Raw genomic sequence first — 15,879 nt, 5'->3', positions numbered from 1 at the left:
GGTGCCCTGCGGGGTGTGGCCAAAGTGTTGAGGAGGTGCCCCGCGTATGGAAGTTGCTTATTTTGCTTTAGCTGTTCTTCTCGGTCTTGTTATCGGACTCCCTCTAGGGTTTGTTCTTAAAGCCCGCCAATATGAACAGACGGTGGGATCGGCCGAAAAGGTGGCCTTTGAGATTCGGGACAAGGCCCGCCATGAGGCCGATCAGATTAAAAAAGAAGCCCAGATACAGGCCCGAGAGGAGATCGTCAGGCTTAAGGAAAAGGCCCGTCAGGAACTAGAGCAGGAAAAACGTGAAATACAAAAGATAGAACGCCGCCTGACGGACAAGGAACATCAGCTTGAACGACGTCTGGAGCAGCTGGAGAAAAGGGAGGCGGAACTTTCCCGACGGGAAAGGGCTCTAAAAGAGGAAGAGTCACGTTTAACCAGCCGTGAGGCTGAACTGGCTGAGATTGTGGCTGCCCAGAAGACCGAGTTGGAAAAGATCTCAGGTCTCACTACGGAGGAGGCCCGCGAGATCATTCTCAAAAAAGTTGAAGAAGAGGTCCGAGAGGATGCCGCTCGCATAATCATGCGAGTTGAGTCAGAAGTCAAGGAGATTGCAGATCGCAAAGCCAAAGAGATTATTGCCTTGGCCATTGCCCGTTATGCTGGTGAGTATGTGGCCGAAAAGACAGTCTCGGTGGTCCCCTTGCCTAACGAAGAGATGAAAGGCCGAATTATCGGACGAGAGGGACGCAACATTCGGGCCTTGGAGGCGGCCACAGGGGTGGACCTTATCATTGATGATACCCCCGAAGCCGTAGTCCTATCGGCTTACAGCCCCTTAAGACGGGAGATCGCCCGGATCGCCCTGGAGCGTCTTATCTCTGATGGTCGCATCCACCCGGCCCGAATTGAAGAGGTGGTTCGCAAGGTAGAAGAGGAGATGGAGGCCACTATTAAAGAGGTCGGAGAAAGGGTGACCTTTGATGTTGGCGTATATGGTATCCATCCGGAGTTGGTCAAGCTTTTGGGCCGCCTCAAGTACCGGACTAGCTACGCTCAGAATGTTCTTCAACATTCGGTTGAGGTGGCTTTTCTCTCGGGTCTTATGGCTGGAGAGCTTGGACTTGATGTTAAAAAGGCTAAACGGGCTGGTCTACTTCATGATATTGGCAAGGCAGTGGACCACGAAGTGGAGGGGCCTCATGCTTTGATCGGGGCGGAGCTGGCCAAACGTTATGGAGAGGATGAAGAGGTGGTTCAGGCTATTGCTGCCCACCATGAGGATGTTCCCTGTGAAAGTCCCCTGGCGGTGTTGGTCCAGGCCGCTGATGCCCTGTCCGGGGCTCGCCCGGGAGCCAGGCGCGAGATGCTGGAGACCTATATCAAACGCCTTGAGGATCTTGAGCGGATTGCCTACTCATTTCCGGGGGTGCAGAAGGCCTTTGCCATTCAGGCTGGGCGAGAAATTCGTATCATGGTGGACTCTGGCCGTCTTTCTGATGCTGAAACGGCCCTCCTGTGTCGGGACATTACCAAGAAGATCGAAAAAGAGCTTACCTATCCGGGACAGATTAAGGTAACGGTGATTCGTGAGACTAGGGCCATAGAGTATGCCAAGTAAGGTCCGGATCCTCTTTATCGGAGATATAGTCGGTAGCCCAGGAAGAGCCGCCCTGGCAGACGCTCTTCCTATTTTAAAGAGAGAGATCTCCCCGCACTTTATTTTGGCCAATGGGGAAAATGCCGCTGGGGGCTATGGACTTACGGAGAAAGTAGCCGAAGATCTTCTTGCTCTTGGGATAGATGTCCTTACATCTGGCAACCACATCTGGCGTCGGGAGTTTTTGGGCTATCTTGATCGGGCCGAGCGGGTGGTCCGTCCGGCAAACTATCCTGAAGAGGCCCCGGGTCGGGGGGCAGTAATTATCAGTAAAGAAGACTTTACCTTGGGAGTGATTAATCTCGAGGGGCGAGTCTTTATGCGCTCTATAGAATGTCCTTTCAGGGTTGGCCGAAGGCTTGCGGCAGAAATGTACCAAAAGACCCCCCTGATCCTAGTGGACTTTCATGCCGAGGCTACCAGCGAAAAGATGGCTCTCTCTTATTATCTCGATGGTCGGGTAACGGCCGTGGTAGGGACTCATACTCATGTTCAGACGGCGGATGAGAAGATCCTACCCGGAGGAACAGCCTACATTACTGATGTAGGAATGACGGGGGTAAGGGATTCAGTCATTGGTATGCGGAAAGATCAAGCCTTAGAGCTCTTTCTATCTCAAGTGCCCAGGAAGCTTGAGGTTCCTAAAAAGGGGGCTTCCATTCTGGAAGCCGTATTGGTTGAGGCCGATAGTCAATCCGGGCGAGCCCTGTCTATAGTTCGTCTGCGAAAGTTCTTGTAGGGAGGTAAGATGAAATCCGTAGAAGAACAATTGGAATATCTCCGTCGAGGCACAGTAGATATTGTCTCAGAGGATGAGTTGCGTCAAAAACTAGAGCGTTCTTTGACTACCGGAAGCCCTCTCCGCATTAAGGCCGGCTTTGATCCTACAGCTCCGGATTTACATCTTGGCCATACGGTTCTCCTTCAGAAGATGAAACACTTCCAGGATTTGGGACATCGGGTTTTTTTCCTCATCGGCGATTTTACGGGGATGATTGGTGACCCCACCGGTAAAAATGAAACCAGACCCCCCCTTACTCGGGAACAGGTGTTAGAGAACGCCAAAACCTATCAAGAACAGGTCTTTAAAATCCTTGATCCGGAAAAAACAGAAGTGGTCTTTAACAGTCAGTGGATGCTAAAGATGAACACCATGGATTTTATCCGTCTCTGTTCGAAATACACGGTGGCGAGGATGCTTGAGCGGGAGGACTTTAAAAAGCGATTCCAGACCGGCCGGCCCATAGCTATCCATGAGCTGATCTATCCCTTAATTCAGGCCTATGACTCTGTAGCCCTTGAGGCCGATGTTGAGTTAGGTGGTTCCGATCAACTCTTTAATCTTCTGGTGGGGCGAGAAATTCAGAGAGAATACGGCCAAGAACCCCAAGTGATTATCACTGTACCTCTTCTTGAAGGTCTTGATGGGGTTCAGAAGATGAGTAAAAGTCTGGGAAACTATGTGGGAATTACTGAACCCCCTCAGGAGATGTTCGGCAAACTTATGTCCATCTCTGATGATCTGATGTGGCGGTATTATGAGCTCCTCAGCGACTTGAGTCTTTCAGAAATAGAGGCCCTTAAGGAGTCTGTTCGGACCGGACGAGAACATCCCAAAGAGGCCAAAAAGCGTTTGGCTTTAGAGATCGTGGCCCGCTTTCATGGCCTATCAGCGGCCAAGAAGGCGGCCGAGGTCTTTGAGGCCACCTTCTCTCGGGGAGAGGTCCCAGAGGATGCCCCTGAGGTAAACCTAGATCCGGGGCTTCTGTGGCTACCCCGCTTTCTTAAAGAGCAGGGGCTGGCCTCAAGCACCTCTGAGGCCCGAAGGCTAATAAAGCAACGGGCGGTGGCCTTAAATGGCCAGAGGCTAGAGACAGAAGAATTGAATCTAGAGCCGGGTACCTTTGTTCTTAAGGTGGGCAAGCGGCGTTTTTTGAAACTGAAAGTGGGGGCTTGACACTTAAGGAAAGGTCGCTATATTAGCCGACGCTTCACGTTGCTCTTTGGAAACAAACCTTGTCGTTGCTTCTCAATTTTGGCTTCTCCCAGCGGCTAAAAAGAGGATAAAGAAGATATCCACCAAGCCCTGGAAGAGGCGATAGAGAGGGGCTTGACACGGCAACGAAAAGAAGCTATTAATAAAATCGCCATTTTGGCGACTGATCTTTGAAAACTGAATAGTGACCGGCGGGCGTAAAAGAGTTTTGGCCTTGCCTTGGCATTGGTCAGGCAAGGTGCCTTCAGTTTTAACTGGAGGGTTTGATCCTGGCTCAGGACGAACGCTGGCGGCGTGCCTAACACATGCAAGTCGCGCGAGAAACCAAGGCTTCGGCCTTGGGAGTAAAGCGGCGCACGGGTGAGTAACGCGTGGGTAACCTACCCTCGGGTCTGGGATAACCTCTCGAAAGGGGGGCTAATACCGGATAATGTCCCTGGGCGCAAGTCTTGGGGATTAAAGGAGGCCTCTGCATGCAAGCTTCTGCCCGAGGATGGGCCCGCGTCCCATCAGCTAGTTGGTGAGGTAATGGCTCACCAAGGCTACGACGGGTAGCTGGCCTGAGAGGGTGGCCAGCCACACTGGCACTGGAACACGGGCCAGACTCCTACGGGAGGCAGCAGTGGGGAATATTGGGCAATGGGGGAAACCCTGACCCAGCGACGCCGCGTGGGTGAAGAAGGCCTTCGGGTCGTAAAGCCCTTTCAGTGGGGAAGAACCCCCTAGAGGCTAATAACCTCTAGGGCTGACGGTACCCACAGAAGAAGCCACGGCTAACTCCGTGCCAGCAGCCGCGGTAATACGGAGGTGGCGAGCGTTGTCCGGAATCACTGGGCGTAAAGCGGGTGTAGGCGGCCGGGTAAGTCGGATGTGAAAGCCCGGGGCTCAACTCCGGAAGTGCATCCGATACTGCTTGGCTTGAGGCCCGGAGAGGGAGGCGGAATTCCCGGTGTAGGGGTGAAATCCGTAGATATCGGGAGGAACACCGGTGGCGAAGGCGGCCTCCTGGACGGCGCCTGACGCTGAGACCCGAAAGCGTGGGGAGCAAACCGGATTAGATACCCGGGTAGTCCACGCCGTAAACGATGGGTGCTAGGTGTGGGGAGGTAATCTCTCCGTGCCGTAGCTAACGCATTAAGCACCCCGCCTGGGGAGTACGGCCGCAAGGCTGAAACTCAAAGGAATTGACGGGGGCCCGCACAAGCGGTGGAGCACGTGGTTTAATTCGATGCAAAGCGAAGAACCTTACCTGGGTTTGACATCATCGGGAATCCCCTGGAAACAGGGGAGTGCCCACCTTCGGGTGGGAGCCCGATGACAGGTGCTGCATGGCTGTCGTCAGCTCGTGTCGTGAGATGTTGGGTTAAGTCCCGCAACGAGCGCAACCCTCGCCCTTAGTTGCCACCGGTTCGGCCGGGCACTCTAAGGGGACTGCCGGGGATAACCCGGAGGAAGGAGGGGATGACGTCAAGTCATCATGGCCCTTATGTCCAGGGCTACACACGTGCTACAATGGCCGGTACAGAGGGTTGCGAACCCGCAAGGGGGAGCTAATCCCAGAAAGCCGGTCCCAGTTCGGATCGGGGTCTGCAACTCGACCCCGTGAAGGCGGAATCGCTAGTAATCGCGGATCAGCATGCCGCGGTGAATACGTTCCCGGGCCTTGTACACACCGCCCGTCACACCACGGAAGCTGGCTCTACCAGAAGTCGCTCGCCCAACCCGCTTCGGCGGGAGGGAGGCGCCTAAGGTAGGGCTGGTGACTGGGGTGAAGTCGTAACAAGGTATCCCTACCGGAAGGTGGGGATGGATCACCTCCTTTCTAAGGATGATTTTCCTTTGAAAAAGAAAGCCTGGCCGGTCACTATTCAGCTTTGAGGGATTAGTCGCCTTTTTGCTCTTTATAAAGGAAAGTGAAGCTCATCGGGGTGGACGGAAGGGCCTATAGCTCAGCTCCGGTCAGAGCGCACGCCTGATAAGCGTGAGGTCGGTGGTTCGAATCCACCTAGGCCCACCATATACCTAATGGGGGTGTAGCTCAGCTGGGAGAGCGCCTGGTTTGCAACCAGGAGGTCATCGGTTCGAATCCGTTCACCTCCACCAGGTGTGTTACCAGTTGAAGGCGGCCGCGGAGCGGCCGTCTCCTTCTGGTAAGATGGCTTGTTCTTTGACAAATAAATATGGGTATCCGCGCGTAACCTGGTACCTACCGTCGGTTAGGCTATACGGTTTGTGGTCAAGCTACTAAGGGCAGACGGTGGATGCCTCGGGCGCGGGAGGCGATGAAGGGCGTGGTAAGCTGCGAAAAGCCTCGGGGAGCCGCAAACAGGCGTTGATCCGGGGATGCCCGAATGGGGAAACCCACCTGGGGTAATGCCCAGGTATCCGCAAGGGTAACCTTGCGGAGGCCAACCCGGGGAAGTGAAACATCTCAGTACCCGGAGGAAAAGAAATCAACCGAGATTCCCTGAGTAGCGGCGAGCGAAAGGGGAACAGCCTAAACCGATCGGGTGTCGAAGCCCGTGGGCGTTGCTCGATCGGGGTCGTGGGGGTGTACCGGAGGGAGCCACGGATCCCTCGGGAAGTCAAAAAGTCCTTTCTCTAGCCGAAGGCGCCTGGAATGGCCCGCCATAGAGGGTGAGAGCCCCGTAGGCGAAAGAGAAGGGGCCTTCCTGGGTACACTACCCAAGTAGCACGGGACACGTGGAATCCCGTGTGAATCTGGGGGGACCACCCTCCAAGGCTAAATACTCCCCGCGCACCGATAGTGCACAAGTACCGTGAGGGAAAGGTGAAAAGAACCCCGTGAGGGGAGTGAAATAGAACCTGAAACCGTCTGCCTACAAGCTGTCGGAGCCGGATTTATCCGGTGACGGCGTACCTTTTGTATAATGGGCCAGGGAGTTATTCTCGGCGGCGAGGTTAAGCCGTGAGGCGGAGCCGTAGCGAAAGCGAGTCCGAATAGGGCGTCTAGTCGCCGGGAATAGACCCGAAGCCGAGCGATCTACCCATGGCCAGGGTGAAGGAAGGGTAACGCCTTCTGGAGGCCCGAACCGGTTGAGGGTGAAAACTCATCGGATGAGCTGTGGGTAGGAGTGAAAGGCTAAACAAGCTCGGTGATAGCTGGTTCTCCCCGAAATATATTGAGGTATAGCCTCGGGTGGTCGCTGCCGGAGGTAGAGCACTGGTTGGGCTAGGGGGCTTACCGGCCTACCGAACCCAGCCAAACTCCGAATGCCGGCAAGCGTAGCCCGGGAGTCAGCCTGTGGGCGATAAAGTCCGCAGACGAGAGGGAAACAACCCAGATCGCCAGCTAAGGCCCCCAAATCCGGGCTAAGTGGTAAAGGAGGTGGGCCTGCTTAGACAACCAGGAGGTTGGCTTAGAAGCAGCCATCCTTTAAAGAAAGCGTAACAGCTCACTGGTCGAGTGGGCCCGCGCCGAAAATCTAACGGGGCTTAAGCCCGGTGCCGAAGCTGCGGGTTCATGCCGCAAGGCATGAGCGGTAGGGGAGCACTCCGGTTGCCGTTGAAGGCAGGTCGTGAGGCCTGCTGGAGGTCCCGGAGGAGAGGATCCTGGCACGAGTAGCGATAAAGGGGGTGAGAATCCCCCTCGCCGTAAGCCTAAGGTTTCCTGGGCAAGGTTCGTCCTCCCAGGGTTAGCCGGCCCCTAAGGCGAGGCCGAAAGGCGTAGCCGATGGGAATGGGGTTAATATTCCCCAGCCACCAGAGTGGAGACCAAGGGGTGACGCAGGAGGAAAGGGCTCCGGGGTCGTTACTGGAAGACCCTCCAAACCTGTAGGCCGATGACGGACCGAGGCAAATCCCGGTTCCGAGGCTGAGGGGGAGTAAGTAACCGGGAATTTATCCCGGGAAGGAGCTCGGCCCACACTGCCAAGAAATAGCCTCGTGGTCGATGAAGCTCTGGTGACCGTACCGCAAACCGACACAGGTAGGCGGGGTGAGTATCCTAAGGCGCGTGGGGTAACTCTGGCCAAGGAACTCGGCAAAATGGCCCCGTAACTTCGGGAGAAGGGGTGCCCGCGTGTAGGTGTAGGTCCTCGCGACCGAAGCCGAGGCGGGTCGCAGTGAAAAGGGGGTGGCGACTGTTTACTAAAAACACAGGACTCTGCTAAGTCGTTAAGACGACGTATAGGGTCTGACGCCTGCCCGGTGCCGGAAGGTTAAGGGGAGGGGTTAGCCAGCTTCGGCTGGCGAAGCTCCGAACCGAAGCCCCGGTAAACGGCGGCCGTAACTATAACGGTCCTAAGGTAGCGAAATTCCTTGTCGGGTAAGTTCCGACCTGCATGAATGGCGTAACGACTGCCCCGCTGTCTCGGCCAGAGGCCCAGCGAAACTGTAGTCTCGGTGAAGATGCCGGGTACCCGCGGTGGGACGGAAAGACCCCGTGAACCTTTACTGCAGCTTAGCATTGAGTCTTGGGGTGGCATGTGTAGGATAGGTGGGAGGCTGTGAAGCCGGGGCGCCAGCTCCGGTGGAGCCACCCTTGAAATACCACCCTTGTCACTCTAGGGCTCTAACCTGGCAGAGTTATCCTCTGCAGGGACAGTGCTTGGCGGGCAGTTTGACTGGGGCGGTCGCCTCCTAAAGGGTAACGGAGGCGCGCAAAGGTCCCCTCAGGCGGATTGGAAACCCGCCGTCGAGTGCAAAGGCATAAGGGGGCTTGACTGCGAGACCGACGGGTCGAGCAGGGGCGAAAGCCGGCCTTAGTGATCCGGTGGTCCCGAGTGGAAGGGCCATCGCTCATCGAATAAAAGGTACTCCGGGGATAACAGGCTGATCTCCCCCAAGAGTTCACATCGACGGGGAGGTTTGGCACCTCGATGTCGGCTCATCCCATCCTGGGGCTGGAGAAGGTCCCAAGGGTCGGGCTGTTCGCCCGTTAAAGGGGTACGTGAGCTGGGTTTAGAACGTCGTGAGACAGTTCGGTCCCTATCCACCGTGGGCGTAGGAGACTTGAGGGGAGCTGCCCCTAGTACGAGAGGACCGGGGTGGACGCACCTCTGGTGGCCCAGTTGTCGCGCCAGCGGCATAGCTGGGTAGCTATGTGCGGAAGGGATAACCGCTGAAAGCATCTAAGCGGGAAGCCCACCCCAAGATAAGGTCTCCCGTGGCCGTTAAGGCCCCTGAAGGCCCCTCCAAGACTAGGAGGTTGATAGGCCGGAGGTGGAAGCCCAGCAATGGGTGAAGCTTACCGGTACTAATCGGCCGTGCGGCTTGGCCACATATTCTTTATATTCTTAACCGACGGCAGGGAAGCCAGGGATTCGCGCGAGAGCCCATATTTATTTGCCTTTTTGAGTTTTGATATTTGATAACAGTTTCCCGGTGCCCATACCGGAGGGGAAACACCCGTTCCCATTCCGAACACGGAAGTTAAGCCCTCCAGGGCCGATGGTACTGCCGGGTTACCCCGGTGGGAGAGTAGGTCGGTGCCGGGATCATTTTCGAAAGTACGCCCCGACTCTAGAGTCGGGGCTTTTTTTATTTTCTGCTTACGCAAATCTTACCCAACAAGGCCTTCATAGGCTTATAATTCTTCTCTTCTTCCGGAAAAGTCTGGGGGCTTAAATTTAGACAGATTTTATTAAGTTTGGCCCCTTGAAATAAACACGTCCAAGACCAGCGTGACCTGATCTGCAAAAAATGCAGTTATCTTTTTTAGTCTCAAGGTCTAGCTGCCCTCTCTGATAATAATTACCTCCCTACTAATTGCCTCCCGAGATTGGGATCCCAAATGAAAAAATCCAATTTTTTAAAGATATTAGAGGTCACTTTCATCATTTTTTTGAAAATAGAGCTACCTAAGTGGTCTAATCTTTGCTAAAGGATTAGGTAATCATTTTTTGTTTGAAGCTAAACAAAAGTTTCATCTAGAATTGAAACTAAAAGATTTTGAATATTGTTTGATCGGGAGGGCAGGGAATGGAGGCCAAAAAGAACATAATAGTGGTTTTTGTCTTTTTCTTTCTTTTGAGCGGTCTTTGTTGGGCCCAAGAGACCGACAGCTCTGAAGGTGCCAAACAATCTTCCGCATCTGAGACCTCTCAGGAAAAGGGATTCCTTGATAGTCTTACTGAAGCCCTAGGAGAGGCCGCTAAAGAGACCTTGGAGGAGAAAGTCGAAGATTGGAAGAAAGACTATCGGGGCCGGATTACAGCGGTCAAGATGGTAGAGGAAGATGCCCAGCACGTTACCTTAGAGGTCTCTTATAAAAGAGTCTCAAGACCGGATGATGTCTATATTAGTGGTGAGGTTTTAAGAAGGGGCTCTCCCTCCCCGGATTTTGTCGTTGACCGGCTTCCTTTAACCAAGAAGCGCGGAGTAATTCGCCTCAATGTCTATTATGTAGAGCCAGAGACGCAAGATGTTCGAGTGGGGCGAAGTGATCAGATTGTTGTCTATCTCCACCCCGCAGGAGAGCCGGATAAGCGTTTCGGAGAATATTATCTCACCTTGGTTAAAAAGTGGGGGCTTGAGGAGACTAAAGAGGCCAGCGGAGAGGAAGCTATCACCCTAACTGATGAAGAGGTGACCTCCGGCGAGACGGAAGGGGAAGATCTCTCTTTAGCTCCTGTAACGGATGTCAAAACGGGTACCAAAGAGGCTTCATCGTCGTTTCCTACCCGACAAATCGGAAGTGTTGCCAGGCTTAGTATTCCTTCAGTAAAGAACTACGATTTTTATACCCAGGCCCACAGGGCCAAATGGCGAAGTTCTCGGGGAACACTTCCTTTTCCTGGCAGGGATAATGATCAGCGGGGCTTTGTCCGTCGAATTCCCCAAGGTTTTCTCTCCACCGGTAACAAGGCTGTAAGGCTTCTTGAGACTCATCCCGCCTGGGAGCGGGCCGGATGGATTGAAGGAGAATATCCCTTGATGGTTTTGGGCCCAAAAGTACATTTTAAAGCCGTTGCCGGTTTCCTAAAGGGCGTTAAGGCCTCTGATGGGGCAATCTTTAAGGTTCTAATAAAAGACCAAAAGGGTCGAAAGCGCTTGCTAATTTCCCGATTTGTCCCCGCTAATCGTTATGTTCACCTGGAGGCAGATCTTTCGCGATACGCTGGCAAGGCCGTATCCATCATTCTTTATGTTAATTCTTGGCGGACATCAGCCCAGGATTGGGCTGTCTGGGTGGCTCCAAGGCTTACCACCAAATAGGGGTTTAGATATTATGGACGGCCGAAAGATTTGCTTGATCGGGATTCTTTTTCTCCTTTTGGGATTTTGGGAGGGAATGATCTGGGCTTCTCAGACTCGTTCTCTTCAGGCCAATCCTCTTCTCCTCCAAGGGATAAAATTTAAATATCTTCAGAATCTTAAGATCAACCCACCGACAGCCACAGAAGTCCCTCCGGCTGGTCCGGATCCAAGATTAGTGCTTGATCTAGCTGATATTCTTGAAGATCAAACCCTCCTTGATGATCTCCAGAATGTGGCCGGCTTTGACCCTCATTATATCATTCAAGATAAAAAGGCCTCCCAGGTCTTTTATTATCTGCCTCGAGAATTTCTCCTTTTAAGCGATGAGGGGGGGTATCACCTGGGAGTTCAATACAATTATCAGGATTCTCCGGGTAAGCCTTCCGTTACCCTGACTTTAGAGCTTATGGCCCCCTTTAATCCCGGAGACGTAAAACTCCTTCGTTATCTACTTAAGGAAGGTCTGAGGCCCCCTGCAGGAACTAAAATCAAGGTTCGGGCTCTCCCTGCCCTCTCGGCAGAGGTGGATCTGGCCACCCTGGCTTCTGGGTTGACCATCCCCAAAGAAAGAATTGAGGTCACTTTAGGGGCCCATTTGCGAAAACCTATTCGTCTTAGCATGCTTCTTACTCCAGAGGAGGTGGAAGAAGTCCTTACCCAGTTAACCGGTGAGGGATTGGCCGGTCAAATGAACATCCAGGTGGATCAGGTCTCGGTACCTATTCCCTTAAATATAAAATTTACAAAGTTCTCTGGCCCCAAGGTTGAGGGGCTTGAGGATTGGCTTAATCATCTCCCAGATGTGAAGATAAAAAACCTTACCTATTTCCCCCTTAAGTTAAAGGGAATTTGTGCCTATCGTCTTCGAAATAAGCACCTGGAGCGTTATTGTCGAGGGCTTCGGGGAACTATCCGGCCTCGGCAGGTTATGCCCTTCAAGGTCCCTTCTCCCGAGCGCGTCTTGGGAAGCAACTTGCTTATGGTTTGGTTCAATATGCGCCTTGATACTAACTGTAAGTCCTGCCTGGAGGCCATCCAGAAGGATGTGCGGCGTGGGGTCTCCCTTACCCCGACGACCACCCTCTCTTGGGAGGTTATTCCCAATATTTTTGAAACCCTAGGGCTGTACAAAGTAGTGGTGGAGATACGATCTTCGGCCCTTTCTCCCTCTGGCCAGGAGACCACCAAGGTTTTGGAGTTTTCGCCCGATGAGACCCGCCAGGAACTGACGCTTTTCCTTCATCGGCCTAATCCGCACTACCGCTACCGTCTTCTGGTAATCACCCTAGATGGTGATCAGTTCAAGCAGGAAACCTGGAAGGATAGCGACTCTCTTACCCAAATCATCGGTCGTAAACAAGTGCAGGAGGTAATGCCATCATTGCCTTCATCCTAGTAGTTTTTACATTGTTTTTGCACAGTTCTCTTTGGGCCCAGCCGGACTTTTCCATCTATCGTCAGGTGGGTGATCTCAGAGCTTTTTCTGATCACAAGGATCGAAGTATCTGGTATCTCGCTCCGCCTCCCCCCCGTTTGGCTGTAGATGAAGATGGTACCCCTGCTTATTCTCTGGACATCTATGCCTATCAAGGGCGTAAGGCTACCGGAGATCAAGGACTATTTTGGCAAAAGATTATTCTTTCTTTGAGTTTTGAGCGTTCTTGGCCTCCCGAATCCAAAGAAAGACTTCGTCGGGCCCTCAGAAACGAATTTGGGAAGGGGATAACGCTAAAGACCCTTTCCATTCAGGGGGCCAGAGTCCGGCTCTTGTTTGCAGACCGAGTCTACGAACGACACCTGAAGGTCCGCTGGCGGCCCGAGAGGCTGGTTCTACCCCTTGATGATTATCTGGGAGCCCTTCTTTGGGAAGCGGCCAAGAGGGGCCAAGTCCTTATTAGTTTGGATGTTGAGGAGGAAAGTTTCGGTTTTAAGAGGCAAAAAGACCAAGGGCTGGTCCAAACTAGATATTCTTGGCACTGGATTCTTCCTGTTCTTTTTGACTTTAATCGATACCCTCAGAAGTTTCGCCTTCATGATCTGGGGGCCAAATTGGCCCGGGCCTACACTCAAATAGATGTCTTCTGTCTGGATTTTGTAGAGCAGACATTACCCGGATTGTATTTGACCATTGTGGAAATTGGTTTTCCTGTGAGGGGGAGGCTACTCTTGAAAAGGGTTCGTTTCCAAGAGGGAGGAGACTATCACCAGAAGGTGATCTTCCCTCTAGCCCATGAGGTGGACAAGCCCTATCGCTTCCGGATCATTCGCATCTTCTCCGATGGAAGCACAAAAGAGAGTCCCTGGCAGGAGAGACACGGAGAGCGTTTGTTAGATGTGACCTTTTATCGGAACAGCCAGGAGGAGAAAAGATGAACGGGAAAAGGATCTTACCTCTTTGGTTGGTCATCTTTTGCCTCTGGGGGGGAGGCTCCTTTGCTCAGGAAATCTTTCTTGATGGGGTTCAGAAGTGTGGCCGGCTCAAATGTTATCCGGCCATGGATGATCCCCAGAGTTTCTACTATTTGCCAGGTCAGGCTCGGCTGGCCGAACGGGATGGCCGGCCGGAGTTTTCCTTTGTGAAGTATGCCCGGCTACGGGAGGCCGAAACGGCGGGCACAAAGACCACCGAAGGCGGGGGGCTTCTTCATTTTCTGGCCACCTACGGCGTAGATGAAGAGACACTCCAGGAGGCCGAGGCCGACTTAAGAGAACGAGTCCCTGGAGCTAAGATTGTGGGGCCGGTGATTTTCAGGCGGGGAACCTTTGCCTTGGTGACGGCCTTTAAAGAAGAAAATAAGGCCTGGGTCAGGGCGGTTGCCCTGGGTAAGGCTCCCCTTATGGAAGGACAAAAAACGGCTGTCTCCCTGGCCCTTACCCGACAGGGAGCCGAGGTTCTCTGGCAAGATTTCCAAATGGCCACCCCTGATATATCCCTCATCTTTGAGCTTGAGTTCGCTGGATACCGCAAGCCCTATGAGGCCGAGGTAATTGTCGATTGGTCTAAGGTTTTCCAAAATCATCGGGTACAGGCCGGGATGCGCTATGCCTGGTTTGGAGCAGATATTGACCTTCTTTTTCAGGAACTCCGGCGCACAGGGGCCATCAAGATCATTGTCAAAGGGGAACACGCTCCCAGTGACAAATTGTTGGCCAGCGTTCAAAACAAACTCTTAGAGATTATGTTTGAGCCCATTGATGCCCAGAACCTTATGCAACAGGCCATCAAAGAGGATAGCTTCAGCAACCTCAATCAGGCTCTGGAGTTCCTTACCAAGACCAAAAAGATCGATCAGACCAGTCTCTGGTGGCCAACCCGGCTGGCAGATTGGTGGAATTGGAGGGCGTTATGGAACTGGTGTCCTTCGGCAGAGGCCGGAATATTTTCTGGCTTAGACAGTTATTTCTTTAAGGTCGTCAAGGCTATTGACCGCTCTACCGCGCAATTGCTCAATCAGGTAGCTACGGCCCAGCAGGCTGTAAACACGGTCTTTGATCCCCAGACCTATCTTCCAGAATACGGTAATCTCTGTCCTAATCTAACCTCTGTCTGTGGCCAGGTGGTTACCGATAGTAACCTCACTAGAGCCTGTGGTCTCTTGGAACCTGACTGCGAGAAAAAGGTCCGGCGTAACGTGAGGAAGATCAAAAAAGATATCTCCGGCTGTCTGTCCCGTTTTGCCCGGTGTTCCAAATCTCAGGAAGAATGTCACTCTCGTTTTCAGGCCTGTATCGATCGGAAAAAAGAAAACTGGAAAAAGGATATTCAGCGTCTCAAGAACTGGTATCTTCTGCGGGTTCGCTGTGTTAATACCACCAGCGATTATTGTCAGAAGAAATTTGCCCGCTGTATGGATTCTTCCTCCAGTCAGAGGCGGTGTCTAAAAAGGCTTCTGGCCTGCTCCTGCGGCATTGGTAAAAAGTCTAAGAAATCATCAAAGAAAGAGGTTCAATCTGGAAAGCCTAAGACCTCTTCTACCAATAGTCAAAGTTCTCAAAAAAGGGAAAAAACTTCAGGAGGTAAGGGCAGCGATAAGGCTCCATCTGGGGCCACCAACCAGCCTCAAAAACAGCAAGCAACCTCCGAAACCCCGAAATCAACCTCTTCAATTCAGAGTAAAAAACATGCTAAAAAAGAGGAACAAACAAAGAAAAAGCCAACTAAAGACAAGAAAAAGCCAGCTAAGGAGGCCAAGAAAGGTAAACCGACTTCAAACTTTTCTCTGGTAGCCGCTTATCGGATGCGTCATATCCGGGAAAGTGGCTATTTTTACTATAGTCTCAAGCGTTATCGGATGGAGTCTCAGGTAACTCATATCACCTTAAATATTGGAGATCTCTATCAGCGCTACGGTCACGATAACCAGGTGTTTCGGGAGATCCTTATTGATGACCCGGTCTTTAAACAACGCAATATCCTGGTGACGATCGATGGTCAGGATTCACGTGATTTCGGAGCCTATGTAAATGCTGTTACCGTTCAGCTACGTAAGCATCATCAATCAGGAGAGATTTCTACTGATGAGGTGATAATCACCCCCGAACTCTTTGATCAGCAGGGTAACGCCTTTTTCCTGCGCTATGGCTGGAAGGGTGACCGAAATCGGCAGGCCTGGCTTCGCTACGAATATCGGGTGGTCTGGGAACTTAAAGGCGGTTTTAAACTGGACCAGGGCTGGCAGGAGTCAGACACAGCCGTTCTTAATGTTGTTTCTCCCTTTAGATATCTTCCGGTAACCATCGAAGGAGACAAGGACCGCCTTGATTCGTATCGAGTGCGTCATGCCGTGGTTACCTTCCTCACCCATCTAGGGTCTCGGACTATCCGTACAGAGGTGACCCTTAAAAATAGTGGTCCGGCTACCGGGGCCATGGTTCGAGTGCCTGTGCCCCGAGAGGGGGCTGCTCCCGAGGTTTTAATTACCTGGCATCTTGAAGGCGGCAGTGAAGTATCCCGCGGTCCTTTTCCCCTCAAAGGGGCCATTCTTTATTGGGATGAGCTTCCTTAGGAAAGGAG

At 52.7% G+C, this 15,879-nt stretch carries 7 protein-coding genes, 2 tRNA genes and 3 rRNA genes; all 12 read left to right on the top strand.

The annotated features are described in order from the left end of the window. Window positions 1-46 precede the first annotated feature (46 nt). Window positions 47-1,609 (top strand): ribonuclease Y, encoded by a 1,563-nt coding sequence (gene rny, locus G4V39_RS05615; protein WP_166031990.1) that lies wholly within the window; start codon window positions 47-49, stop codon window positions 1,607-1,609. Beyond that, window positions 1,599-2,387, top strand: a complete 789-nt coding sequence (locus G4V39_RS05610) for a TIGR00282 family metallophosphoesterase (protein ID WP_166031989.1) — start codon at window positions 1,599-1,601, stop codon at window positions 2,385-2,387. Before rny ends, G4V39_RS05610 begins: the two co-directional genes overlap by 11 nt. A 9-nt stretch (window positions 2,388-2,396) precedes the next feature. Further along, entirely contained in the window at window positions 2,397-3,605 is a 1,209-nt protein-coding gene (gene tyrS / locus G4V39_RS05605; RefSeq protein WP_166031988.1) for a tyrosine--tRNA ligase, read from the top strand. Between the two features lie 290 nt (window positions 3,606-3,895). Next, window positions 3,896-5,466: ribosomal RNA gene (locus G4V39_RS05600) — 16S ribosomal RNA — on the top strand. Between the two features lie 116 nt (window positions 5,467-5,582). Then, window positions 5,583-5,661 (top strand) — tRNA-Ile (locus tag G4V39_RS05595). A 10-nt stretch (window positions 5,662-5,671) separates the two neighbouring features. Continuing rightward, window positions 5,672-5,747 (top strand) — tRNA-Ala (locus G4V39_RS05590). A 131-nt stretch (window positions 5,748-5,878) separates the two neighbouring features. Then, window positions 5,879-8,887 (top strand): 23S ribosomal RNA (locus G4V39_RS05585). 99 nt (window positions 8,888-8,986) lie between these two features. Continuing rightward, window positions 8,987-9,103 (top strand): 5S ribosomal RNA (gene rrf / locus G4V39_RS05580). Together the 16S, 23S and 5S rRNA genes with 2 tRNA genes alongside form the textbook arrangement of a ribosomal RNA operon. A gap of 484 nt (window positions 9,104-9,587) precedes the next feature. Next, window positions 9,588-10,823 (top strand): hypothetical protein, encoded by a 1,236-nt coding sequence (locus G4V39_RS05575; RefSeq protein ID WP_166031987.1) that lies wholly within the window; start codon window positions 9,588-9,590, stop codon window positions 10,821-10,823. 76 nt (window positions 10,824-10,899) lie between these two features. Next, on the top strand, window positions 10,900-12,261 hold the full coding sequence (locus G4V39_RS05570) for a hypothetical protein (RefSeq protein WP_166031986.1): 1,362 nt from the start codon (window positions 10,900-10,902) through the stop codon (window positions 12,259-12,261). A gap of 17 nt (window positions 12,262-12,278) precedes the next feature. Beyond that, window positions 12,279-13,238, top strand: coding sequence for a hypothetical protein (locus tag G4V39_RS05565; RefSeq protein WP_166031985.1), 960 nt, complete (start codon window positions 12,279-12,281; stop codon window positions 13,236-13,238). Continuing rightward, a complete protein-coding gene (locus G4V39_RS05560) occupies window positions 13,235-15,871 on the top strand; it encodes a hypothetical protein (RefSeq protein ID WP_166031984.1) in 2,637 nt (878 codons plus the stop codon). The genes G4V39_RS05565 and G4V39_RS05560 overlap by 4 nt, the downstream gene beginning before the upstream one ends. Window positions 15,872-15,879: the final 8 nt, after the last annotated feature.

Source organism: Thermosulfuriphilus ammonigenes (assembly GCF_011207455.1).
GTDB lineage: Bacteria > Desulfobacterota > Thermodesulfobacteria > Thermodesulfobacteriales > ST65 > Thermosulfuriphilus > Thermosulfuriphilus ammonigenes.
Note: the sequence above shows the minus strand (reverse complement) of the source record. Positions and strands in the feature narration are given on the sequence as shown.

Bases quoted from the DNA above. Each gene is read 5' to 3' on its own strand.
- G4V39_RS05610 (WP_166031989.1), top strand. From the start codon at position 1,599: ATGCCAAGTAAGGTCCGGATCCTCTTTATCGGAGATATAGTCGGTAGC.
- G4V39_RS05570 (WP_166031986.1), top strand. From the start codon at position 10,900: ATGATCTGGGCTTCTCAGACTCGTTCTCTTCAGGCCAATCCTCTTCTC.
- G4V39_RS05560 (WP_166031984.1), top strand. From the start codon at position 13,235: ATGAACGGGAAAAGGATCTTACCTCTTTGGTTGGTCATCTTTTGCCTC.
- rny (WP_166031990.1), top strand. From the start codon at position 47: ATGGAAGTTGCTTATTTTGCTTTAGCTGTTCTTCTCGGTCTTGTTATC.
- G4V39_RS05575 (WP_166031987.1), top strand. From the start codon at position 9,588: ATGGAGGCCAAAAAGAACATAATAGTGGTTTTTGTCTTTTTCTTTCTT.
- tyrS (WP_166031988.1), top strand. From the start codon at position 2,397: ATGAAATCCGTAGAAGAACAATTGGAATATCTCCGTCGAGGCACAGTA.